The following is a 24,035-nucleotide window of genomic DNA, read 5'->3' on the forward strand; positions in this document are numbered from 1 at the left end:
ACTATTTTTGTTAATCATAAAATTGAGAACGATTAACTACCAGAATTATGAGCAAATCTAAATTAGAGTATCTATGGTTGGATGGTTACGAGCCAACAGCCAACATTAGAAGTAAAACTAGAATAGAAGAGGATTTTAGTGGTAAATTGGAAGACTGCCCAATGTGGTCCTTCGATGGTTCTTCTACCAAACAAGCCGAAGGTGGTTCCTCTGACTGCCTATTGAAGCCTGTTGCCATTTACCCTGATCCAGCAAGAAGAAATGGTTATTTGGTAATGACCGAGGTGTTGAATGCTGATGGAACTCCACACGAGAGCAATTCCAGAGCTACCATTGATGATGAGGATGATGACTTTTGGTTTGGATTTGAGCAGGAATACTTTATCATGGACACTGCAACACAGCTACCATTAGGATTCCCTGTTGGTGGATATCCAGGACCTCAAGGTCTATACTACTGCTCCGTTGGTGGAAGAAACACTTGGGGTAGAGATTTGGTTGAAGAGCACGCTGATTTGTGTTTGGATGCTGGTCTACAGTTTGAAGGTATCAACCAAGAGGTTGCTGCAGGACAGTGGGAATTCCAATTGTTCGCCAAAGGTGCCAAAAAAGCTGGTGACGAAATTTGGGTAGCCCGTTATATGCTACAAAGATTGACCGAAAGCTACGGATACTACATTGAGTACCACCCAAAACCAATTAAAGGGGATTGGAACGGTTCTGGTATGCACGCCAACTTCTCCAACACCTTGTTGAGAACTTGTGGATCCAAAGAAACTTACGAAAAAGTATGTGAAGCTTTCCGTCCAGTTACCGCAGAGCATATTGCCGTATATGGTGAGTACAACGACGAGCGATTGACAGGTAAGCACGAAACTGCTTCTATCACTGATTTCAGCTATGGTGTTTCCGATAGAGGTGCTTCTATCCGTATTCCTATTATGACAGTTGAAAAAGGTTGGAAAGGATGGTTGGAGGATAGAAGACCTGCTTCTAACGCCGACCCATACAAAGTTGCTGCTGTAATCGTAAAAACGGTTAAATCCGCAGACGTATAATCCCGTATATAAATTAGTTGTTGATTATAGATGAAAACCGTCCCACTTTTTGGGGCGGTTTTTATTTTATGGTAAAGTAGATAAAGGTGCCGTAAAAAGCCAAAAGAATCAATCCATCTCGCCATCCCAAGCGCAATCCCTTTGGAAAGAACACCAAAGGCAGAATAAGAAAGGAAATCCCCAACATCCAAAAGATATCACTGGATAGCAGTCCTTCGTCCATAACTGTTATCGGGGTAATTATAGAAGTGATTCCCAATACGGCCAACAAATTGAAAATATTGGAACCTATGAGATTACCCAGTGAAATCGCTTTCTCTTTTTTTAACACGGCAATTACCGAGGCGGCCAGTTCTGGGATACTCGTCCCCACGGAGACAATGGTAATACCGATTACACGGTCACTTACCCCAAATGATGAGGCCATGCCCACCGCACCATCAATAAGCAATTCGGAGCCACCCCATAGCGCGGTTCCTCCTACTCCCAAAAACAGTACAATTTTATATAATGGTAAGGGCACATCATCTTCGGGCATTTCGTCCACAACAGCAGTCTTTTGAAATCTTAATAGGTATACCAAGAACACAAAAAGGAAGGATACAAGGATAATCCCTTCGTATTGCTCCAATATGCCATCAAAATAAACAAAGCCACAAAAGACCAGGGAAGCCACTATCATTACAGGCCAATCTGTAGTGTAGAAACTTTTTCTCACATCTATACTGCCCATAATAACGGTAATGGCCAAAACCAATCCCAAATTGGCAATATTGGACCCCACTACATTCCCCAAAGAAAGATCGGGAAAACCATCCAGAGCCGCTTTTATACTTACGATAAGTTCTGGGGCCGATGTCGCAAAGGACACCACTGTCATACCAATGACAATTTTAGGAATGTACAGTCTTAAGGATAAAGCTACCGCCGACTTCAACAACCAATTTCCCCCTGCAATCAGTAGGACCAACCCCAAAACAATAAAAAGTAGATTTCCCAAAAAAGTAAATTTTCGCGTAAAGATAATGGAAGATTCATTCACTAAAGAAGGATATATCAAAAAGAAAAAACTATAAAAATAGTTAATAAACTATAAAAACAGTTGTTTAACTAAAACAATAGTATTATGTTTGGCCACATAACGATTATATCATGCAAAAATTGACCAATAAGGAAGAGGAGATCATGAAAATCCTCTGGGAGCTCGAAAAAGCTTTTGTAAAGGAAATACTGGAACAGATACAGGGCGAAAAGCCTCATTACAACACCCTATCCACTATTGTAAGGAATCTCCAGGAAAAAGGATTTGTGGATCATGAGGCCTTTGGCAATACGCACCGATATTTTCCCCTGGTAAGTAAGGAACAGTACCGAAAGAAATTTGTGAACGCTGCCATAGCTGATTATTATAATGACTCTTTTAAAAGTTTGGTATCCCACTTTGCTCAGGAGGAAAAAATATCAATCACGGAACTAAAAGAGATTATCGACCTAATCGAAAAGAAAAAATAATGGAACCAATATCTATGTACTTCATACAATCCGCCTTTATTTCCGGGGGATTCTTGACAGTTTACCATCTTTTCCTAAAACGAGACACCCTTTTTACCGGAAACAGATTATTCCTGTTATCGGGATTGGTACTTGCCTTTACATTCCCTTTGATAAAAATCCAAAAAACCGTTGTTGTTTCCAAGCCTGTACTTGTTCAAACAGGAGAACAATTGTCCCAGACGGTCACAGCGGCCCCGGATAACGGTTGGTATACGTTAGAGAACATTCTTATTGCCGCATATCTATTGGTCTGCGCATTTTTACTGACGAGGTTTATCATCAGGTTGGTTGCCTTAAAAAAATTGGCGAAAAATGCCCACAGAAGAGAGGAAAAACCATTTTTGCACTTGGAGACGGAAAAGAAAATCTCACCTTTCTCATTTTTCAACTATATTTTTTATAACCCACAACTTTTTGAACCCAACGAACTGCACTCGGTCCTAGAACACGAAAAAGTACATGCCCGTCAATATCACACCCTTGACGTATTATTCCTGGAAGTTTTAAAGATATTCTTCTGGTTCAATCCAGTATTGTGGCTGTACAAAAGTGCGGTAAAGCAAAATCTGGAGTACTTGGCCGACCATTTTGCCATTGAAAGTGCAGAGGATAAAAAATCCTACCAATACCTTATGCTCAAGCAGGCGGTAAATACGCAGGAATACACTTTAGCCAACTCATTTTATAATTCATTAATCAAAAAACGAATAGTCATGTTAAATCAAAATCAATCGAAAAAAATCAATGTTCTGAAAACCTTGGTGGTAGTACCATTTTTGGGATTGCTCCTAGTGAGTTTTAATATTGAGGAAACCTACCTCTACAAAGATTCCGATACCCTCGAAAGCGTTATGGAAGAAGAAACTCCAAAGGACGATAAGATGGTAGAGCTGACCATTGACAAGAACACCACGGATACCGAGCTGGAAGACATTAAAAAGGATTTGAAAAAAGAAGGCATTGATTTTAGCTACACCACGGTTAGAAACGATGACAAAGAAATCATATCAATTACATTGAATTTAAGTGGTAAAAACTCCGAGGGAAAAACTTTTAGCGGCAATTACACCAGTAATTCTGACGGCCCCATTGGCCCCATCACGGTTATTTATGATGACGAAAACAATGGAGTTTCATTTTGGAACGCCTCCAAAAAAAACACCGTGAGCATTCATAAAATAGAGAAAAATGGAAAGCGCACCGTGAATGGGAGCAACGAAATCAGAATCAGGAAAAAAGGTGGCAAAGCCATAGTAATCGTCGATGGTGAGCAATTGAGTGATGAAGAGGTTGAAAAACTTCATATTGAGGAAGGCTCATCCATTCATGTTAAAAAGAATGATGAAAACAACAAAGAGATTATCATCAAAAAAATCGAAAAGAAGGGCAAAGGAAAAAATATCACTGTTATCGATACCGATGAGGATGACGAGGTCTTTGTGAAAAGAAGCAAGAACGTTGTGCTCATCAAAGATTCTGATGATGATGATGAGGACATCGAGGTCATAAGCGGGGATGGCTCCAGCTATTTTTTCATAGATAATGACGGTAAGAATGAACCCCTGTATTATGTGGATGGTAAAAAAGCGAAATCAAAGGCCATTAAGGAACTTTCCCCCTCAGAGATTGAGAGCATGAGGGTATATAGAGGAGATGAGGCTGTGGAGAAGTATGGTAAAAAGGCAAAAGACGGGGTTGTCGAAATAACCACCAAAAAAGGTAAATGATTATAGCATAATCATTTTTTGAATAGTCCAAGGAACCGTCTTAATGGCGGTTCTTTTTTTGTAGGCTCAAACGAAAACATGAAAATCGGCCCATTTTAAGACAAAACCTCCCTTGGTTTTTGAAAGAGGCCCCAAAAACCCTCTACAATTCTAACATTTCAATATGTTAAAAACATTTACAGTTACGATTCGTTACTTTTTTCAAGAGATAAGGATTCAGTTATAGCAGTCATTCATTTTTTTAAATACAATCTCGTATTCAATTACATTATTTTCCATCTAATTGCTTGGAAGCATGACTTTTATCATTCTATATTCGAAGAAACAACAGTAACATATTTGTTTTTTCAAACCTAAAATCAATCAGAAAATGATAGCAATTGTAAAGTTTTTCATCACACTTCTTGTGCAACTCTTAACGGTTATATTTATTTAAAAACCGTGGGAGTTGCTACATTGCTATTGCTCATATAACTTGTAAACTGCTTTACCTATATTTGTGAAAAGCAATGTAATTATATGTTTTACAAGATATTGGCAAAAATCAATAAAGCAGTGCTCCCTTCATACACCAAAAAAGGCTTGGATCTGGCCAAAGCATCCAAACTACAATTGGCCATCATTGGTTGGCGCTACTACGTTACCAAAAAAGCTTTGGACTAATATTGGAGCAACACTTTCTTATGATAGCCCTTTAGTTTTTCCGCTCCATTCAAAAAAGTAAGTTCAATCAAAAAATTGCACTGTACCACTTCGCCTCCCAGTTTTTCAACCAATTTACAAACCGCTTGGGCAGTTCCTCCTGTGGCCAAAACATCGTCGTGGATCAAAACCTTCTCCCCTTTTTCAATGGCATCGGCATGGATTTCGAGGGTTCCTGTGCCGTATTCCAAATCATAGGATTCAGAGACTGTGGTATAGGGCAATTTCCCTGATTTTCGCACGGTAACAAAACCGGCTCCCAACTTTTCGGCCAGCATTGGTGCAAAAATAAAACCTCTGCTATCCACTCCTACTACTTTGTCAATTTTCATATTGCCTGTAAAAGCCAACAGGGCATCACCTGCTTTTTGGAAGGCTTCTGGGTCTTTTAAGAGCGGTGTAATGTCCTTAAAAACAACACCGGGCTTGGGGAAATTCTCAATATCACGAATATAGGGTCCAAAATCCATTTTTTTGTGTGCTAGGGTTTTGTGGTAAAGTTAAAAAGAAATATATTTGCAGCCCTTAAATAAGGCCGCGTGGCGCAACTGAATAGCGCATCTGATTACGGCTCAGAAGGTTGCAGGTTTGAATCCTGCCGCGGTCACAATTTTTAATCCCAAAAAAAGCCTAAGTACCAAACACTTAGGCTTTTGTTTTGATTTTCTTAGAGTCGCACTATCTTAATACTCCATTTTTCAGCTATCTGATTATCTGTTATTTATTTTTTTTAAATCAATTTTGTGCCACTAGTGAACCCACTGGATTTGATTGAGCGAAAAATAAAGTAGCCATATTCCTATACTATTTAGCGTATTCCAGCAGCATCCCCCATTGAATTATTACTTATACTATCTTTTTATGGATGTAAAATTGAATTAAACAATGCCTGAACAATCTCAGGCAAAGGCTGAACTATAACACAACAACTTATCTCTCCACGTTTCTTAGGATTATTAGTAAGCCAAAATATATTTATACTTTACACCTGTATGATTTATTCTGTGGCAAAGGAGTTTATGAAGGTGGGTCGGATGGAAGCCCTATTGCAGCATTATAAAAAATCAAGGACATTATTTTCCAATAGTATAAAATATTTTAATCTAGATATGATCATCGGTTAACCTAATAGGATGAAAGGGTATTATTGGAAATGGTAGAAAAATGAATGCAAGAATGCACACCTTCTGAAGTCTTCAAAAAACAGAGAAGCCTTCTAAAGTCTATCAAGGCGACTTGCCTACTGCATTTACTTGATAAAAAAGAGCACACATAAAAAAAGCCCCTATAAAAGGGGCCAACCAAACCTCTTGGTATATATAGAAGTATATTACCAAGCCAACTCGTAAGTATTTCCGCTACCCATGGTCAGTGTTGCGGTTTGATTACCGGTAAACACCAATATGCCAGAGTAATCATAGCTGTTTCCATTGGATGCAACTCCATGAAAACTTACAGATATTGTTCCAGAAGCGATATTGTAGTTGGATTTTAAAACGGTCAAATCCGTAGTGCTTAGATCAATGGTACTGGTAAAAGCATTTTCATTCCGAATATAGGATTCTTGCGACCCCGCAATGGAAAACGTCTCATTTACGATATAGCTAGACTGTTCATCCTCCAAGTTTTGGATATTAATGGTAGCTGTAGTGCTAGCATCTGAAGAAATCCTTGGTCCATCATAGCTGGAAGTTCCTGTAAGATCAAAATCCGCAGCAGATGGAATAATGCCTGTACCACAATCCACAATCCAATTCCAAGCCAAGCTGGCACTGTAGGTAACATTGGCCGATTGCCCTGAGATATTGTAGGAGGAACCATATTCCACCCCACATTCGTAATCCTCAGCTTTACTGGATGCAGAGTTATCATCCTCAAGGATATATATCGCTTGATTGGTTTGCTCAATCATTCCGCCAGATTCCGGGGATACTGACATAGCGATGGCCTCTGCGGCTTCCTCTTCAGTGATGGAACTTTCGGTACCATCAGTCGAGTCGTCCTCTTTGCTACAAGAAGTAACCGATAAGGCCAGTGCCATCAACCCAAGTAAAATAAGATTGTTTCTTTTAGTTAAATTCGCTGGTAAGATTAGATGTTTCATAATTTTAAGGTTTAAAGATTAATTTCCTTTTTGTTTATTTTTTTGGCTAAACTAGTTTTGTTGGAAGGGCAATACGGATAGAAAAAAGGTGAACCTGCAAATTCCGGGGGTAAACCTGTCGTTATCCCTTGTAGTCCATTTTACCCTTGAAATAATCCATGAATCCCTTGAATATCAACACAAAAGGATTATTGCTAATGAATCCCGTGGTTACACCGTAAGTAGGCTTAATGGTTTCGGGTTGATAGGAACCAAATAATCGATCCCATATCATAAACACCCCACCAAAGTTCTTATCAATATATTCCTCGTTGGATCCATGGTGCACTCGGTGCGCAGATGGAGTGGCCAAAATACCTTCAATGAACCCCAACTTGCCAATAGCTTCTGTGTGCAGAAAGAACTGATAAAGGAGGTTAAGTCCGAAGGAAGCTGCAATAAATTCAAAGGGCAATCCAACAAGAATCAGGGGTGCTACTACAAAAGGAGTAAGGAGTGTACTCAACCAGTTTAAACGATAGCTTACGGTGAGATTCATGAATAAACTCGAATGGTGCACCAAGTGAAAGGCCCAAAGCAACTTTATCTTATGTGATAGTCTATGGTACCAATAGTACACAAAGTCAACTGCCACAAAACTGACCAAGAAAACAATAAGTGTACTCTTCATTTGGAACAGGGCAAAGTTGGACAAGTACCCCATAATGGCATATTGGAAGCCAAAGAATACAACCTTTGATAACTGAAAACCGACAAAAATGGCAAGATTGGCCAAAGTGTCCTTGGTGTTGTATACTTTTTTGTCTTTTTGCCAGCTCCAAATGATTTCCAAAATCACCAAAACCAATAGCGCCAAAAAAATTATTCCCCCTTGTCCTGCCCTTAATTCATTTTCCATGGTTTCTTTTTTAAGGCGAAGTTGGGCCAAATTGAAAATGTATGGTGGGAGAAACTGGGTAAGCCTGAAAAATAAGGTGTTGAGATTTGTCAAAGATCAGCAGACAAAACGAAACCATTCGCCTCAACCTTAAATTTTTCAGCCTAGCCATTGCAATGTTCTGCTTGGCTTGTTTTTACTGTTCGTCCCTATAAATCATGGGATATTTTTAGCAAAAAAGTAAAAATGAAACAACTTATTGCTGGGGCGGCCATGGTCCTATTGTTTTTGTCCTGCACCAACGATTCAAGTGAAACGGTGGAGTATCAGACCATTTATAGGATTCCTGTGGTTGTACATGTGGTGCACAATGGTGAGTCGGTTGGCAGCGGGGCCAATATAAGTAGTGCCCAAATAAAATCACAAATCGATGTGCTGAACGAGGATTTCAGGAAAATGACAGGGACCAATGGGTTCAATCAAAATTCTGATGGGGCTGATACCCTGATCGAATTCTTTTTGGCCACCGAAGGTCCAAATGGGGAAACCTTGACCGAACCGGGCATAGACCGGATTGACGGTGGACGGGCCGAATGGCCAAAGGGCTTTTTGCGCAATCCTATTGAAACCACACTTAAACCCTTTACCATTTGGGACCCTGAGAAGTATTTTAATATTTGGACGGTAAATTTTGGAGGTTTTGCCAGTAGGGATTTATTGGGCTATGCCCAGTTTCCGAACATGTCTGGTCTATCAGGATTGAATGTTGACAATGGCTCTACGGATACTGATGGGATTGTCATTGGATATAAATATTTTGGATCCAGCCAAAAAGGGAATTTCCCCAATCTTATTGCCCCGTTTGATTTGGGCAGGACCACAACCCATGAGGTGGGCCATTGGCTGGGGCTTAGGCATATTTGGGGCGATGGGGACTGCCAATATGATGATTATTGTTTGGATACCCCGTTAGCTGCAGAACCAAGTTATGGTTGTCCAACAAACAAAATGACCTGTGAAGAGTTGGAAATGGTTGAAAACTATATGGATTACACAGATGATGGCTGTATGAACATCTTTACCAACGACCAAACGGAACGCATGCACACTGTTCTTGAAACCAGTCCTCGACGGAAGGAGCTTGTTGTTTTTGGACAGGAACCTATATATTGATCATTCGTCCAACCATTTTTTAAACTCCGGGGCCTTGGCCTTGCTCACGATGATTTTTTCTTGGGGTTTGGGCTCCACATTGACGATAAGCCTTCCATTGAAATAAAAATCGATATCTCTGACGGCCCATCGCTGTACAATGAATTGACGGTTGGCCCTATAAAAAAGCTTAGGCGATATTTCGGTCAAAACCTTGTCCAGAGTAGAATCAATGACATATTTTTTACCATCACTGGTGTGGGCATATACCACCTCCTGTTCAGTGTAGAACCAATTGATTTTTTCTACGGGCAAAGGAATCAACTTGTTTTGGAAATGTACCAAATAGGCTTCTCGGTACGATTTGTTTTCATTGGCCTGAAGATAATCCAACAACTCTTGGATCCTATTGTTCTCTTCAGGTTCTTTTCCCTGGGTATTTTTAAACTTTTGAATGGCATTGGCCACCTCTTCATTTTGGAAGGGCTTTAGGATGTAATCCAATCCATTTACTTTAAAAGCCTCCAAAGCATAATGATCATAAGCTGTAATAAAAATAACGGGGACGGTCGGTTGGATGGTCTGGAATATTTCAAAAGAAAGACCATCTGTTAACCTGATGTCCATAAAAAGCAGGTCGCATTTGTCCATATTTTTCTTCAGCCAGGTCACGGAACTTTGTACACTGTCCATTTTGTTTAGGACAGTGATATTTGGTTCCAATTCTTTTAAGGTAAATTCCAGATTTCGTGCAATGGCTGGCTCGTCTTCAATAATGGCAACGTTAATGATCATATTCAGTTTAGTTTAAGGGCAATTTTACCGTAAAATGGGTGTTTGTTTTTTCAATTTCGATGGACTTGCCCATCAATATGTTATAGCGCTCATTTAAATTCAATAGCCCGATACCTGTAGAGGGCTCTTTGTAAACGGCCTCATTTAAGGTGTTTTTGAAATGGAGAGCTCCATTTTCTTGAAAAATATCTATCCGTAAAGGAATCTCTTTTGATACAAAATTGTGCTTTACAGCATTTTCCAATAGGGGCTGTAACGACATATGGGGCAATTGTATGCCATGGGTTTTGGGGACTTCAATATGAATTTCCAGTGCATCCTCAAACCTCATTTTTAAAAGCTGAATGTTGGAATCCAACAGTTCAAGTTCCTTGTCCAACCCAATAAGTTGCTCATGATGGTTGCTGAGCGAATATCGGAATACTTTGGAAAGATGTGTTATATAATCTTGGGCCTTGCTTGGGTTTTCCCTAACCAAAGCGGATAAACTGCTCAGGGCATTAAAAAGAAAATGGGGGTTTATCTGTGCCCTTAGGTTTTTTATTTCCGCATTAAAATATGCGATTTTCAATTGTTCGTTCTCTTGCTCTTTGCGTTTTTGGGTGCGATTGAGCAACATTATTTTCACAAGGATGGAGATGAGCCCCAAACTTGTGATCAACCGGAAGAAGTAACCCAAAAGAAAAAGCCTGATATTAAGTACATTTTCAAACAGGAAATACTGGGTGGTACTTGCAAAACCCATAAGAAGAAGAAAGAAAATTGTATTTGACAGCAGATTTTTCACCCTTCTTTTTTTGTTCATATCGGTGTTCCAATTGAGCCATTTTAGATTTAAATAGCCAAAGAACATACAAAATCCAAAGTGAAAGAATACTTGATAAGTGAGTTCCGGGGCATTGAACACCCATGGGAGGCCAATTTTGCGGCCCTCCCCTGGAAGCAAGACAAACAACCGATGTATGTTCAATGCAATGGTCACAAACACCGAGGTTAGTATCAATACCCTTTTTTCTGCTTTTGTCATTTCCATATATTAAAAATACAAAAGGCTTCCCCAATCCACACTTAGTGATCGAGAAAGCCTGGAATCACGAATGAAAAAGTTGCTTCGTTATGATTTGTTCCTTTGCTTATATCGATCCTTGAGCATGCTTCTGTTTTCTTTCTGAAGTTCCTTGAAAGCTTTATACTCCTCATCGCTCAAGAGCTCTTTCATTTCACTGTTCTTTTCGTCTTGCAAGGACTTTAATTCCTTGAATTTCGACATTTTAGAGCCCTCACTGGCTCTAATGGCCTTCATTTTTTCGTTGTACTTGGTACTAACGGCAACAAAGGCTTCCTTTTTTTCCCCACTCAACTCGAGGGTTTCAACTTGCTCCTCCAAAACGGTGGAAAATAATTCATCGTCACTTTCTTGTGAAAATCCAAAAGTCACGGATAACAATAGTAATACAAAAGCTATTTTTTTCATGATGTCAATTTTAAAGTTAAGGCAATATTAGGTCAGGACCCAACACTGGAACTGAGCTATCTGGGTGAAGTGACAAAAACAGTGGCTTAAGCTTTACTTTTTGGCTGTAGAGATACGTTGTGGCCATTTTTTCATCGATTGGGGGCTTCAGAAGTCCAGCATTCTCTTTGAAAATGGCTAACCTCTTTTAATGTCCACTTCAATGATAAAATAGGGTCATTCGAACAGCTCCCGATTTATATCCTCTTGATCCTAACTCACTTTTGTAGGATAATTGAAAACACACAGATCTATGAAACCAATATTGGCATCCATATTTCTTATGCTATTGTTGCCTAAATCTTTTGGTCAGGTAAAAGGCCCCGACATTACTGGGGTATGGCTTAATGACAAGGAAAATGCCCACATCGAGATATATCAAAAAGAGGGTGCTTTTTTTGGAAAGATAATTTGGATGAAACAACCTGATACCCCGGACAGTGCGGAAAAATCAAAACGGTTCGAGGAACTATTGGGCATGGATATCATCTCCAATCTTGTTTTTGATGGTGGGATTTGGGAGAAAGGAACCCTTTATTTGCCAAAAAAGGATAGGGAGGTCAATTGCGAGGCCCAACTCTCGGATGACAAGGGTGTATTGACCCTAAACATTACAAAACTCTGGTTTTCCAACAGTATTAAATGGACAAGGATACCATGAGAACCCAAATTTTCTTGTCCATAGCCCTGTTTTTAGGCCAATTGATGTTAGTTCATTCCCAAGAAGGCAATGATACCATTGTACTGCACTCCGTAGAGGAAGCCCTGGCATATGCCAATGAACATAACATTGAAAAGGCCATCCATGAGTATCAACAGGGAAAGGCAAAAACAGAACACCAACTTTCAAAAAGTTACCTGCTGCCCACAGCTACAGGAAGTTTTTCAGCCCAAAATAACCTTAAACTGGCCACTACCCCAATTCCTGGGGAGCTTGTTGGACAACCTGGGGAACTTGTTGATGTTCAATTTGGACAGGATTACAACTACAATGCAGGAATAACCATATCGCAAACAGTATTGGACTGGCAAAAAATCATCAAATCGAGAACAGCGAAAGTGGGCAGGGATATAGCGGAGGTTCAGTCGGATCTTTTTGGAGAAAAGCTTACCGAACAGATTGCATTGTACTACCATACGGCTCTTATTGCCAAAAAAGCATTGCAAATCAATGAAAAGGATTTTGTGATCGCTGACAGCATCCGGGTACTGACCAAGGAGAAGTTTGACAAGGGGATAATCGATAAGTCGTTACTTAACCATGCCTCCATCAACTTAAATGCAATAGAACAAAGTGTTTTTTCCAATCAAAGTACCTTGGAAAAGTCGCTCTACCAATTAAAAAGTTTATTGGGAATTGCCGCTAGCGCTTCATTAATATTGGATGGGGACTACGAATATTCAAGCCAAACATTTACAATTCCAAAGGAATTGGCAAAGGATGGGAACATTACGGTATTGGAATATCAATTGGAGCAGTCAAGATTAAAAATTAAAGATGAGAAATCGGCGTATTATCCAAAACTCATATTCAATGCTTATTTCGGACAACAGCAATTTCAAGATGATTTTACGCTGTCCTTCGATGGTGAGGCCTGGAAGGATTATAGCTATCTGGGGATGAATTTATCCGTCCCTATTTTCACGGGGAATGCCAATAGGTCCAGAACCAAGATTTCCAAAATCGAGTATGCCATTGCCCAAAAGAATTTGGAGAGCGAAATACAACAATCCACATTACGTGATGACCTTTTACTGAAGGAGTATGAGCTCAGTCTGTACACAAGCACTTCCACTTACGATAGTTTTATGCTTTACAGTAATAATTTGGAGCTGGCTTTTCAAAAATACCAACAAGGAATAATACCCCTTGATTCCTATTTCCAGGTCTTTGAGGATTACATAAGGGCAGAGAACAATTATTTGAACGCATTATCCAATGTATATACCTACTATTCAACAATTCTTTCCAGAAATAATGACAATGAGGAATAAAAAAGCTTTTCCATTTATCTCGATCATAAGCATTTTGATTTTAGGATGTAGTGGCAAAAACACCACAACCCCAGTAAGAAAGGATATTATTGATGTGGTTTTTGCCAGTGGTCATTTGGCCAAAACAACTGAGTATTTGGTCACTGCCAATACTGAAGGTTTTCTGAATCATTCCTTGGTAAAAGAGGGTGATGTGGTCCATATTGGTGATAATCTGTTCCAATTGTCCAACCAAGTACAATCCGCCCAATTGGAGAATGCCTTGGCAAACTTCAGGGATGCAAAAGCCAAAGTGGATGCCAATTCTCCACAATTGACACAGTTGAGATTGCAAATCGATCAAGCGGAAACCCAACTACAACTTGACAGGAAGAATATGGAGCGTTACAGGGCGTTGCTTCAAACCAATGCCGTATCGCAACTGGATTATGATAAGGCCAAGGTCCAATTTGACAATTCCAAAGCCCAAGTGGATATACTTAAAAAATCCCTGTCAGAACTGGAGCAATCGCTACAACTCAATTTGGAAAATGCAAGGAACCAGTTAAGGATTCAACAGGAAAACAATGAAGATTATTTTATTAAATCCCAAATAAGCGGTACGGTCTTAAATGTTTTTAAAGAACAAGGGGAGTTGGTAAAACGAGGGGAAAGCATCGCAAAAATTGGCGGGGGAGGAGATATTATAAAACTGTTCGTGGCCGAAGAGGATATTGATAAAGTGGCTTTGGGCCAAAAGGCGAAAATTTCCTTGAACACCGAAAAAGAGGCCATTTTTGATGCAGAGATAAACAAAATATATCCTGCATTTGATGAGGCAGAGCAATCCTTTGTCATTGAAGCCACCTTTATCGACAAACCAAAATCCCTTTATACGGGCACCCAATTACAAGCCAATATAGTCATTGCGGACATAAGTGGGACACTGGTAATCCCAACGTCTTATTTGGTAAAGGATAGTATGGTAATTCTGGCGGACAGCAAAGTAGAAATCCCCATTCGCCTGGGTGTGAGGACCGATGATTGGGTGGAGGTACTGATAGGGCTAAAGGAGAATACAGAGATTGAAGCACCTAAAAACAATAAAGAATGAGGGTAAGTAAGACCAATTACAAAATTGCCAATGCCCATCTTACCTCAAGGTTGAAACAGACCTTAGTGGCCATTCTGAGTGTCACCTTCGGAATTTCGATGTACATATTCATGAACAGTTTCATGACAGGGGTCAACGATACCCAAACAGGGTTGGCTTTCAGTACCTTGGCGCACATCAGAATATATAATGACATCCCCAAGGACAACACCGATCTCTTTGCAGGACATGTGGATGAAAACACGTTGGTAAATGTTAGAAATCCCAAAGTGATTCAATACACCGACGGCATCAAAAATTCGGCAAAGATTCTGAACATGTTGGACACCATTCCAGAAATCAATGGAATTACGCCCCAATTGAACATCAACGTTTTTTTTAGAAATGGTGCCACCAAGGTCAATGGAATGCTCTCTGGCATTGATGTGGTTAATGAAGACAAGCTTTTTGGCACATCACAATATGTTATTGAAGGGGATTGGATGGAGCTCAACCGTAGGAGCGATGGTATTTTATTGGGCAGCGGATTGGCAAAAAAACTGAGCCTTAACCTTAATGATAATGTGGTAGTACTTACCGAAGAGGGAATAACCAAAAATTACAAGGTCATTGGTATTGTGGAAACCACACTGGCAAGTGTGGACAATACCAAGGCCTATATAAGGATTGGTTTTGCACGGCAATTGATTTCCAAGAACATGGGATATGTAACCGATATCCAGATAAATCTTGATGATTACAGCCATACCCAAGAATTGTCCAAAACGCTGGGCAAGATGACAAAATACAAAGTAGAACCCTGGCAGGAAGCCAATGGTCAGTTGGAAGCAGCCAACAAACTTCGGAATATCATTGCAATCGCGGTGTCTTTGACGATTCTAATTGTGGCGGGTTTTGGAATTTACAACATCATGAACATGACGGTAAATGAGAAAATTAGGGAAATAGCCATTCTCAAAGCTATGGGTTTTGATGGGAAGGACATCATACAAATCTTCCTGACACAATCCGTGATCATTGGAATCTTGGGTGGTATTGTAGGCATTGTGCTGGGGTATTTGGTCTCATTGTTGGTCAACCATATCCCCTTTAAAATCGCCTCTCTGGAAACCTTGCCCATTACTTATCGAACCAGCGATTATATCATGGCGTTCTTTTTTGGATTGATCACCACCTTTATTGCTGGCTACCTACCCTCCAAGAAAGCATCACAAGTGGATCCAGTAGAAATTATAAGAGGTTGAGATATGGAAGACTTATCACTATCCGTGAAAAATTTGAACAAATACTTTTATGAACCCCAAACCTTCCATGTGCTAAAGGACATCTCATTTGATATCAAGAAGGGCGAGTTTTTGGCATTGACCGGAAAATCAGGCTCGGGCAAGTCTACCTTGCTGTACATTCTGTCCACCATGGATACGGCATACGACGGGTCATTGACCATCAATGGAGAAGTGCTGACCGGAAAGCCACAAAATGAGTTGGCTGCCTTCAGAAATGAGCATATTGGTTTTGTTTTCCAATTTCACTACTTGCTCCCGGAATTTTCCGCCCTGGACAATGTAATGCTACCCGCCTTGAAGCTCGAAAAAAGGCCTGTGGAAGAAATAAAGGAAAAAGCATTGGAAAATCTAAAACTACTGGGGATAGAGGACCAAGCTTTAAAATCGGCCAGTAAACTTTCAGGAGGGCAGCAGCAAAGGGTGGCCATAGCTAGAGCCCTTATCAACGAACCCGCGATAATCATGGGGGATGAACCCACCGGCAACCTGGATTCCAAAAACACGCGGATCGTATTCGATATTTTCCGAGAGCTTGCTGCAGAAAGGGGTCAGACCATTATTGCGGTAACACACGATGATGATTTTGCCGACAATTGTGACCGAACCCTGGAATTAATGGATGGCAAACTGATTTTTCAATAAATAGAATACCAGTGGACCAAAAATACATCAAAAGACTGTTCAGTTTAACCATGACCAGTATTAGTTTGGCCTGTTTGGGTCAAGAAGAAGGGAGCCCTGTACAAATAAACTATAGCCATACCCCTCTGGAAAATGTCGAGGATGGATCTATATCGCAATGGGATGTCAAAATAGTATTGCCCATTTTAAGGGATGACAAGCTAATGCTGTTCACTGGTCTTCATTATAATGGTCAATCATTGGAAAATTTCCCCTTGACCATTGGGAAGCGGCTTTATACCATTGAAGTGCCAAGCGGTTTGCGAATGAAACTAAATGCAACGGATAATCTCTTCTTGGTTTCAAGGGTATCCTTGGGCAGTGATTTGGAGCATATTTCCAGTGAAGATCTCACCTTTTCTCTAGGGGTGGGGATAAAAAGAAAAATCTCCGAAAAACTTTCCATGGGACTGGGTCTCGGGTATTCCCATCAACTTTTTGGGAACCAGTTATTGCCTTTTATCAATTTTGATTACAAACCAAAGGAGCAAATCCATTTTAATGGAAGGTTCCCCATTGAAGGTAAGCTGACTTGGTCAATGAACCATAGAAATTCATTGGGATTTGAATGGAACATTGGCGTGAATAGTTTTCGATTATCCAAAGAGGACCATAACAGTGAATATATAAGACACTCGAATCTAAATAGCGGCCTTTTTTACCAATATCAGTTTTACAAAGGATTGCACTTAAAATTATTTGGAGGGGTCATTGGACAGAAATATCAACGGTTTAGTAAGGACGATTCCAATGGCTGGACCATAGTTACCATACCATTATCAAATCAGCATGATCCCCTGGAAGAGCTGGAAAGTAATGGTCCGCTCTTACAGATAGGACTTTTTTATTCTTTTTAGCTCATTGTTTTATCGAAGTAAGCCTGAATGTGAAGAATTATAATTTAAGTTAGTTTTATTTGGTTTATTTACTGAAGCCCTGAGAAAATATAGTTTCTTGGGGCTTTTTCATTTGGGTCCCCTTTTCCTTGCTTCACAATAAAAATCCCGGATACTGTATTGAACAGCACCCGGGATTGGGGAAATTGCGGGGATCACAATCGTTATATGTCAGTCTTCAGCAATACTGATATTGCCCAAATCCACATAAAACACCTCACCACTGTCAAACTCCACCCTGGCCTCTTCATCGCTCACAAACTCAACTGTGCCCTCATAGGTATAGGTAACATTTGAATAGCTGTAGTTCTGAACTAAAGTAAAGGTGGCGGTTCCAGCGTAAATCTTATTGGATTCTTTGGAGACCAAAGTCTCAATGAGCGTACTATCAAACTCAAAAGAGTAGGTCTCTTGGTTATAGTTGGACTCCCATTCACCGGTCCTTTTATAGGTCCCGCTATATGCTTCGGCCTCATTTGCCTCATCCAGACCCGTAATATCAAAATCAAGTTCAATTTCATGATCATAATTGGCCCTGACAACTTCCAAATGTTGGGTGGCAGACAGGTCATATTCCACTTTGGAATCTGGTTCGCATGACCAGATATATGCCTCTTGATATTCATATTCATAACTGATATAACCCGTATAAGTCTCATCATAGAATGAATCGGTTTTCTGGTATAGCGAATCGCAATCATTGTTCTCCTGGATTTCTTCACTGGCCCTGTTCATATTGGAGACCATTCCATAGGTTCCATACGACAAGGAGACTGCGATAGCTTCTTCTGCATCTTCATAGGCATAGTAACGGGTTATGATAATGACGTCATCATCGTCTTCACAACCTTGCAGAATGCCCAATAACATAAAAAGGAGGGGGAAAACGGATACTGTTAAAATTCTTTTTTTCATCGTACTCTTTTTCAATCGGTTATTTGGTGTATCCCACCACTTCATATTTTACCGTTTCCTCGATGACCACACTTTTATAGATCACATCTTCATATTCATAATAGATCTTGCCATCAATTACGGTTTCCTTGGCTCCATTTGGAAGACTTGGCACTATGGTTCCAACAGGGGGAAGTACTACTTTGTAGCCCTCTGAATTTTCGACTTTCACATAGAAAACACCATTGGAATAGTAGTAGGGGTTTCCAGCATAATAAACGGGCACATAATATCGCGGCAATGGTACCGGAGCTACCACAACGGGGTATACCACTGGCCGAGCATAAGGTCTTACCACGGGAACCGGTCTACGTACAACTGCAACTGGTCTTCTAACTACCACTTGCGCGCTCACTTGATACATGGTTGCAAAGAATAATAGTGCTGCAACCAACAATTTGGGTGTGGAAAAATTTCTTTTCATAATCTTGTTTTTATTTCTTGAGCAATATTACCCCTCCGTGACTTCAAAAATTAGGTTGAAATAGCGCAAGCAGGCAAATAGCAGGCTGAAGTTACCCATAGGGCTTATGAAGTTTTTATAGCTGAAGGATGATTTTGACCGGAGCTATTAGCTTTACCGTTCGCGGAGCCAATTGAGAAATATGGGGCTCCTTTTTTTGCTGATCAATAAGGGAGTAGGTGTTTCCGAGATAATGTTCACACTGGTTTTTCGTGATAAACAAGGCTCAACAGAACCGATGGCACCATACGAAATAATATATTGTCTATTGGCCCTAAAGAACATTTTAGGATCTAACAATTGCTCCAATTGCTCCAAGGTGAAAGAAACCGTATATCCTTTTCCTGAGAGGGTATATACCTTGGTATTCCCATTTTCGGTATAAAAAAAGGCGATTTCCTTTGTTCCAATAGGAATCATTTTATTTTGAAAGGCTATCAGGAAATTTGTCTTATAGGTATGAAGCTGGTGTTCCACTTTTTCCAAAAGTTGGTTCAGATATGGGCTGGTCATGGTAAAATGATTGCTCAAAAGGTGGTAGCGTTTTAAACTTTCAGACAATTTTTTCTCATCAATGGGCTTTAACAAGTAATCTATACCATTGGTCTCAAATGAATTTATGGCATATTCATCATAAGCAGTACAGAATATTATGGGGCAACTGATTTCCACACTTTTGAACAGTTCAAAACTCAAGCCGTCCGCCAATTGAATGTCGCTCAATATAAGGTCTGGCTGTTTATTTTCACTAAACCAAACCTGTCCTACGGAGATACTGTCCACAACATCCAAAACCCGTAGATTAGAATCCAGAGCAATTATCATGTTTTCTAAATGTGCTGCCGTCCCTGGCTCATCCTCAATGATCAAAATATCCATAATTCTTTAAATAATAATTGGTAAAAGCACCTTGAACCTTTGGTTCTCAGACTTGATGACAATATTTTCCTGTACCAGCATTCGATATTGCTCTTCCATGCTCGTTAAACCAAAACCGTTGGAGGTTTCCAATGAAACCTTGGGTTGAATGTTATTGCCAACCACGATCATATTGTTCTCTATGGTAATTCCAATCTCCAAAGGCTTAGTCCTAGAAGCGATATTGTGTTTCACTGCATTTTCGAGCAACAGTTGCAAGGTCAATGGAGGGATTCTTGTACGGAAAAATTGCCTTGGGATATCCACGGTTACTTTAATGTTGTTCTTGAATCTGACCTTGAGGAGAAAAATGTAGGCTTGGATAAAATCCAATTCTTCATGTAAACTAACAGTTTGGTGCTCCCTGTGTTGGAGAAGATATCGATAGACCTCGGACAAACGGATGACAAAATTTATGGCACCCTCTCCATCAGTTGTTATTATTGAAATCAACGAGTTGAGTGAATTGAACAAAAAATGTGGGCTCATTTGTTCTTTTAAGGAAGAAAGGTTGGCCTCCAACTGTTTTTGTTTCAGCTGCTCAATAATTAAGGTATTGGCCTGCTTTTCCCTGATCACATCCAAATAATTTACTATGAACGCAATCAGTCCGCCCAACATCAGTCCTCTAAAAGCAATCAGTAGTATAAATCTTGTACCATTGGGTTCCAAAAGGGGTTTTATGGTAGGCCCGACAATGGCGTTCAAGAAGAAATTGAGTAGAAATGCCAAGGATATGGCAATCAGGCTGCACAGCATAAAATAGATGGCCTTGCCCTTGGAAAAGTTCAAATGCCTACTGTCCAAGACCTTGTGAAAGGCATACCAATAAAGTTGGGTCAATATCAAATTGTAGCATGTGGACCGTATGAACAAATTCAGTTCATTTGTGGAAAAATGTAATAATATGGGGAACGATCCCAATATGGAAATTATCACAGTGAACGGAAGTCCGACTCTCCAATTTACTTTTTTCATGTCGCGAAATTAAGGTGCTCTCCATTTGAAAATAAGATATGGCTGTCTGAAACGGATACATATTGGGATGAAACAACCCAAGTGAAGGTTGAACCAAAAATATTGTTGGTAATGTTTCCGAAAAGCTAAAAATCAATAGAAACACTTAAGGGGGCTAATGGGTGCCTTGAGCCCGAAAAATCACCGTTTCAAATTATTTTTCTTCAATAGAGCGCCCCACTCAAAATACTTTTGGCAAAAATAATCTTCAACCCTTTTTTTATAGACTATGAAAAGAATAGTAGTATTTGCCATTTTAACGATGATGATTTATGGTGTACAAGCCCAGAACAATTTGGGCTATTATCCAGTGTTTAGCATTCATGACCCCCATTTTGGAATTACATTTGGGCCACAGGCCACAAGCTTTCATAGTGATTCTTATGATTCGGAATTTCAATTTGGTTTTTTTTTAGGTGGATCGTTCAGCCTTCCATTAAGCAAAAGATTTTCTCTGGAGCCTCAGTTGGTGTATTCAAGAAAAGGAGGGAAAGGGGATTACTACATCAATAATTTTTATGAAGGTTCAGTCCGATTCAAATTGCACTATTTGGAAACCCCATTGTTGCTGAATATTCATACTAAGAGTGTTGTGGATATCATTATCGGAGGCTATACGGGATTTTTGGTCGATACCAATTTTGACTATAGCACATATTATTACTACGGATATGGAGAACTGGACAATGACCAGTTTGAAAAAATGGATTTAGGTTTAATTACCGGGATTGGAATCAATATGCCAAATGGTAAAATTGTATTGAAATATAGCCATGGACTAAGTGATGTCGCAAAGGATGGAAATGCATATTTATTCTTGGAAGGGGCCAAAAACCAAAGTTTCTCTTTCTCCTACATAGGATATATTAGATGACTCCGCACCTTATGCATAGGACTCGGCAAGGATGTATTCCATAAATTAGTTCAATGGAACCCTCACATCCCTCCTTTTTGGACATAAAACTTATTGATGTATTAAAATAAAATACTTTTGATATGAAATGATTAATTGATAATCATCTCAATATCGTCCTTCAAAAATTTGAATTTTGTCCTGCCATGGTCACGAATAAATGGTTCAAAAAGAAAACGCCAAGCTTAGCTTCGGCGTTTTTATTTTCACTTAAAACCTATATCTAATACGTCACGGTATTATATCCTTTGGCCTGTAATTGAAGAATTCTCACTGTCCATGTTGCAACGGGTTCCATACCAGGAATCAATTGGTCTTCGGAAACCCCCAGTTTCTCCATAGCTACACTGCATACACCTACCCGCACTTTACCCTTGTATTTTTGAAATAAGATTTCCAACTCGGAACCTTTCACCAATTGCTTCACGACTTTGCCCTTAACCACAATTTCGTAATCGGCCACCTCTACTCCACTGGCCACGAGTTTATCATACAAACCCAAAACACCTTTAAAGTGACGCTCTTCACTGACCCCAAAAGCATACTGGGTTGTCTTTTGTAAATCGGATACAATCGCTGCATCCAGTTTGTCCTGCCCGAACATATTGGATGCGGTCATAAAGGTCCAGAAGCTTACGAGAATTAAAAAGCGGGATAGTTTCATAACGGTTTGGTATTTATTGCTGCAATATTGCCCTTATAAAAATACAACTATTCCTGCTGGAAAAAATCAAAAAAGTGCTCATTGAGGTTCAGCCATCACTTTTTCAGTACAATCCCGTTTCTTCCTCCTGTATATTCTCCCTGATCAATGGAAATTTCCCCATTGATGATACTGTACTTCACGCCTTGGGCCAATTGAAAGGCATCATTGTAAGTGGCTTTGTCCTCGAAGGTATTGGGATTAAAAATGATGATATCCGCAAAATAGCCTTCCAATAATTTGCCTCGTTTAGAAACCCTAAGAATATCCGCAGTAACCGAGGTGCTTTGTTTGATAAAGGAACCTAAATCCAAAACACTGTCCTGTTTTACATATTTATGGTACTTTCTAGGGAAGGTCCCATATTTCCTAGGGTGTCCCGAACCACCATCGGATCCTGTGACCACCCATGGTTCATCCATGAAATTGGCAATATCATACGGATTCATGTTAAAGGAGGCAATTTTGATGTAGCCTTCCTCTAAAATTTTGAAGACAGTTTCTTCTGGTCCCATATTCAAGGTTTCCGAAATTTCCAGCAGGGTTTTACCTTCATAATCCTTGTTTGGGGATTGGACTATCAGCAATGTTTGGGGGCCACCCCTTCGGGCTATATTGTTTTGCGTTTCTTCAAGTATTCGATTCCTCCATCTGCTATCTTGGTAACGAATGAACAAAGAGTCCTTGCCGCCACTTTCCGCCCATCGGGGAACCACTGCCGATTGCAGTCCTGTTGCGGATGCTTCATATGGATACTGGTTCGCAGTAATATCAACACCTTTTCTCTGTGCATCTTCAATGATATTGATGATGGAGTCGCTCTGCTTCCAAACCTCGACCCCCAAACATTTAATATGCGAAATATGCACGGGCAACTGTGCTCTTTGCCCAATTTCAATGGTCTCCTGGATGGCCGGAATCAGTCCAATGGAATAAGTGCTTTCATCTCGCATGTGGGTGTCATAAATACCGTTGTTCCTAGCGACCACTTTGGCCAAAGCCACGATTTCCTCGGTATCGGAATAGCTTCCCGGGGCATAAAATAGCCCTGTTGACATCCCAAAGGCACCTGCATTCATTTCTTGCTGAACCAGTTCTTCCATTTTTTGAATATCCCGCCCACTGGCTTCGCGATCAGTCATACCCATTACCCGATTTCTTATGGTCCCATGACCCACCAACAGAATCACATTGGTACCAACACCGTTGATTTCGCATTTTGTTCGGTATATCTGTAAAGGATACGGGCTGTTTCCATCGTTACCAACAGTGACCGTGGTAACTCCCTGAAAGAGAAAGGGCCGATTGTCCGATAGCTCTGGATTGTCCAAATCCAGAGTCGCATGCGTATGGGGATCAATAAACCCAGGAGATACTACCATACCTGAGGCATCAATTGTTCTGGAAGCCATAATTTTGACATCTTCGGCTTTTCCTACATAAATGATCTTATCCTCTTTTATGGCAATGCTCATCATTTTTGGTTCAGCATCCACACCATTATAGACTGTTCCGTTTTCAATCAAAATATCAGCTTCCACTTTTGGTTTGGTGCAGGATAGCATCAACAGTACAAAAGCGACAAAACAACCGAAGGAAATATTATGGCTCATCCTCTTATTTTTTTGACCCAA

General features: G+C 40.1%; 25 protein-coding genes and 1 tRNA gene. 13 read left to right on the plus strand and 13 right to left on the minus strand.

Annotated features, from left to right (window positions below):
* Positions 1-47: 47 nt before the first annotated feature.
* Positions 48-1,058: a glutamine synthetase beta-grasp domain-containing protein gene (locus tag PY092_RS07350; RefSeq protein WP_275615202.1), complete on the plus strand. Its 1,011-nt coding sequence runs from the start codon at positions 48-50 to the stop codon at positions 1,056-1,058.
* A 61-nt stretch (positions 1,059-1,119) separates the two neighbouring features.
* On the opposite strand, the gene PY092_RS07355 is transcribed toward PY092_RS07350, so the two are convergent.
* Positions 1,120-2,058, minus strand: a complete 939-nt coding sequence (locus PY092_RS07355) for a calcium/sodium antiporter (protein WP_275615203.1) — start codon at positions 2,056-2,058, stop codon at positions 1,120-1,122.
* A gap of 152 nt (positions 2,059-2,210) precedes the next feature.
* On the opposite strand from PY092_RS07355, the gene PY092_RS07360 reads away from it, so the two are divergent.
* The 3 genes from PY092_RS07360 to PY092_RS07370 all read left to right on the plus strand — a co-directional run bounded on the left by PY092_RS07360 (position 2,211) and on the right by PY092_RS07370 (position 5,002).
* A complete protein-coding gene (locus PY092_RS07360; RefSeq protein ID WP_275615204.1) occupies positions 2,211-2,570 on the plus strand; it encodes a BlaI/MecI/CopY family transcriptional regulator in 360 nt (119 codons plus the stop codon).
* Positions 2,570-4,339 carry a M56 family metallopeptidase gene (locus PY092_RS07365; RefSeq protein ID WP_275615205.1) on the plus strand — a complete coding sequence of 590 codons (1,770 nt, stop codon included), beginning with the start codon at positions 2,570-2,572 and terminating at the stop codon, positions 4,337-4,339. Before PY092_RS07360 ends, PY092_RS07365 begins: the two co-directional genes overlap by 1 nt.
* A 519-nt stretch (positions 4,340-4,858) precedes the next feature.
* Positions 4,859-5,002: an SsrA-binding protein gene (locus PY092_RS07370; protein WP_275615206.1), complete on the plus strand. Its 144-nt coding sequence runs from the start codon at positions 4,859-4,861 to the stop codon at positions 5,000-5,002.
* On the opposite strand, the gene PY092_RS07375 is transcribed toward PY092_RS07370, so the two are convergent.
* Complete coding sequence (locus PY092_RS07375; protein WP_275615207.1) at positions 4,999-5,511, minus strand: adenine phosphoribosyltransferase; 513 nt, start codon at positions 5,509-5,511, stop codon at positions 4,999-5,001. The genes PY092_RS07370 and PY092_RS07375 overlap by 4 nt on opposite strands.
* Before the next feature lie 63 nt (positions 5,512-5,574).
* On the opposite strand from PY092_RS07375, the gene PY092_RS07380 reads away from it, so the two are divergent.
* A tRNA-Arg gene (locus PY092_RS07380) sits at positions 5,575-5,648 on the plus strand.
* Positions 5,649-6,371: 723 nt separating this feature from the next.
* Here the strand turns inward: PY092_RS07380 and PY092_RS07385 are convergent.
* Both PY092_RS07385 and PY092_RS07390 read right to left on the minus strand, forming a co-directional pair.
* Positions 6,372-7,145, minus strand: coding sequence for a hypothetical protein (locus tag PY092_RS07385; protein WP_275615208.1), 774 nt, complete (start codon positions 7,143-7,145; stop codon positions 6,372-6,374).
* A gap of 121 nt (positions 7,146-7,266) precedes the next feature.
* Positions 7,267-8,043 carry a sterol desaturase family protein gene (locus PY092_RS07390; protein ID WP_275615209.1) on the minus strand — a complete coding sequence of 259 codons (777 nt, stop codon included), beginning with the start codon at positions 8,041-8,043 and terminating at the stop codon, positions 7,267-7,269.
* Between the two features lie 225 nt (positions 8,044-8,268).
* Here PY092_RS07390 and PY092_RS07395 point away from each other — a divergent pair, with 225 nt between their 5' ends.
* Positions 8,269-9,195, plus strand: a complete 927-nt coding sequence (locus tag PY092_RS07395) for a zinc metalloprotease (protein WP_275615210.1) — start codon at positions 8,269-8,271, stop codon at positions 9,193-9,195.
* Here PY092_RS07395 and PY092_RS07400 read toward each other — a convergent pair whose 3' ends face one another.
* From PY092_RS07400 to PY092_RS07410, 3 genes are all read right to left on the minus strand, one after another.
* Positions 9,196-9,969 (minus strand): LytR/AlgR family response regulator transcription factor, encoded by a 774-nt coding sequence (locus tag PY092_RS07400; RefSeq protein WP_275615211.1) that lies wholly within the window; start codon positions 9,967-9,969, stop codon positions 9,196-9,198. It abuts the gene before it with no gap.
* 7 nt (positions 9,970-9,976) lie between these two features.
* Complete coding sequence (locus PY092_RS07405) at positions 9,977-10,996, minus strand: sensor histidine kinase (protein WP_275615212.1); 1,020 nt, start codon at positions 10,994-10,996, stop codon at positions 9,977-9,979.
* A gap of 87 nt (positions 10,997-11,083) precedes the next feature.
* Entirely contained in the window at positions 11,084-11,443 is a 360-nt protein-coding gene (locus tag PY092_RS07410; RefSeq protein WP_275615213.1) for a hypothetical protein, read from the minus strand.
* A gap of 292 nt (positions 11,444-11,735) precedes the next feature.
* Here PY092_RS07410 and PY092_RS07415 point away from each other — a divergent pair, with 292 nt between their 5' ends.
* From PY092_RS07415 to PY092_RS07440, 6 genes are read left to right on the plus strand one after another with little or no spacing between them, the layout of a single operon-like run.
* Positions 11,736-12,143: a DUF2147 domain-containing protein gene (locus PY092_RS07415; RefSeq protein ID WP_275615214.1), complete on the plus strand. Its 408-nt coding sequence runs from the start codon at positions 11,736-11,738 to the stop codon at positions 12,141-12,143.
* On the plus strand, positions 12,125-13,477 hold the full coding sequence (locus PY092_RS07420) for a TolC family protein (protein ID WP_275615215.1): 1,353 nt from the start codon (positions 12,125-12,127) through the stop codon (positions 13,475-13,477). The genes PY092_RS07415 and PY092_RS07420 overlap by 19 nt, the downstream gene beginning before the upstream one ends.
* Positions 13,467-14,570, plus strand: coding sequence for an efflux RND transporter periplasmic adaptor subunit (locus PY092_RS07425; protein ID WP_275615216.1), 1,104 nt, complete (start codon positions 13,467-13,469; stop codon positions 14,568-14,570). The genes PY092_RS07420 and PY092_RS07425 overlap by 11 nt, the downstream gene beginning before the upstream one ends.
* The gene (locus PY092_RS07430) at positions 14,567-15,814 is read left to right on the plus strand and encodes an ABC transporter permease (RefSeq protein WP_275615217.1); all 1,248 of its coding nucleotides are present in this window, start codon (positions 14,567-14,569) and stop codon (positions 15,812-15,814) included. The genes PY092_RS07425 and PY092_RS07430 overlap by 4 nt, the downstream gene beginning before the upstream one ends.
* A gap of 3 nt (positions 15,815-15,817) precedes the next feature.
* Complete coding sequence (locus PY092_RS07435; RefSeq protein ID WP_275615218.1) at positions 15,818-16,498, plus strand: ABC transporter ATP-binding protein; 681 nt, start codon at positions 15,818-15,820, stop codon at positions 16,496-16,498.
* Positions 16,499-16,548: 50 nt separating this feature from the next.
* Positions 16,549-17,394 carry a DUF6268 family outer membrane beta-barrel protein gene (locus tag PY092_RS07440; RefSeq protein ID WP_275615219.1) on the plus strand — a complete coding sequence of 282 codons (846 nt, stop codon included), beginning with the start codon at positions 16,549-16,551 and terminating at the stop codon, positions 17,392-17,394.
* A 210-nt stretch (positions 17,395-17,604) separates the two neighbouring features.
* On the opposite strand, the gene PY092_RS07445 is transcribed toward PY092_RS07440, so the two are convergent.
* The 4 genes from PY092_RS07445 to PY092_RS07460 form a co-directional block, all read right to left on the minus strand.
* On the minus strand, positions 17,605-18,348 hold the full coding sequence (locus tag PY092_RS07445) for a hypothetical protein (RefSeq protein ID WP_275615220.1): 744 nt from the start codon (positions 18,346-18,348) through the stop codon (positions 17,605-17,607).
* Positions 18,349-18,367: 19 nt separating this feature from the next.
* The gene (locus PY092_RS07450; protein ID WP_275615221.1) at positions 18,368-18,811 is read right to left on the minus strand and encodes a DUF6515 family protein; all 444 of its coding nucleotides are present in this window, start codon (positions 18,809-18,811) and stop codon (positions 18,368-18,370) included.
* Between the two features lie 153 nt (positions 18,812-18,964).
* Positions 18,965-19,729 carry a LytR/AlgR family response regulator transcription factor gene (locus PY092_RS07455; protein WP_275615222.1) on the minus strand — a complete coding sequence of 255 codons (765 nt, stop codon included), beginning with the start codon at positions 19,727-19,729 and terminating at the stop codon, positions 18,965-18,967.
* A gap of 6 nt (positions 19,730-19,735) precedes the next feature.
* Complete coding sequence (locus tag PY092_RS07460) at positions 19,736-20,746, minus strand: sensor histidine kinase (protein ID WP_275615223.1); 1,011 nt, start codon at positions 20,744-20,746, stop codon at positions 19,736-19,738.
* A 268-nt stretch (positions 20,747-21,014) separates the two neighbouring features.
* Here PY092_RS07460 and PY092_RS07465 point away from each other — a divergent pair, with 268 nt between their 5' ends.
* Positions 21,015-21,659: a porin family protein gene (locus PY092_RS07465; RefSeq protein WP_275615224.1), complete on the plus strand. Its 645-nt coding sequence runs from the start codon at positions 21,015-21,017 to the stop codon at positions 21,657-21,659.
* A 262-nt stretch (positions 21,660-21,921) separates the two neighbouring features.
* On the opposite strand, the gene PY092_RS07470 is transcribed toward PY092_RS07465, so the two are convergent.
* Together PY092_RS07470 and PY092_RS07475 are read right to left on the minus strand one after the other, a co-directional pair.
* Positions 21,922-22,362 carry a DsrE family protein gene (locus PY092_RS07470; protein ID WP_275615225.1) on the minus strand — a complete coding sequence of 147 codons (441 nt, stop codon included), beginning with the start codon at positions 22,360-22,362 and terminating at the stop codon, positions 21,922-21,924.
* A gap of 95 nt (positions 22,363-22,457) precedes the next feature.
* A complete protein-coding gene (locus PY092_RS07475) occupies positions 22,458-24,014 on the minus strand; it encodes an N-acyl-D-amino-acid deacylase family protein (RefSeq protein ID WP_275615226.1) in 1,557 nt (518 codons plus the stop codon).
* Between the last annotated feature and the right edge of the window lie 21 nt (positions 24,015-24,035).

Source organism: Flagellimonas yonaguniensis (genome assembly GCF_029193885.1).
Lineage (GTDB): Bacteria > Bacteroidota > Bacteroidia > Flavobacteriales > Flavobacteriaceae > Flagellimonas > Flagellimonas yonaguniensis.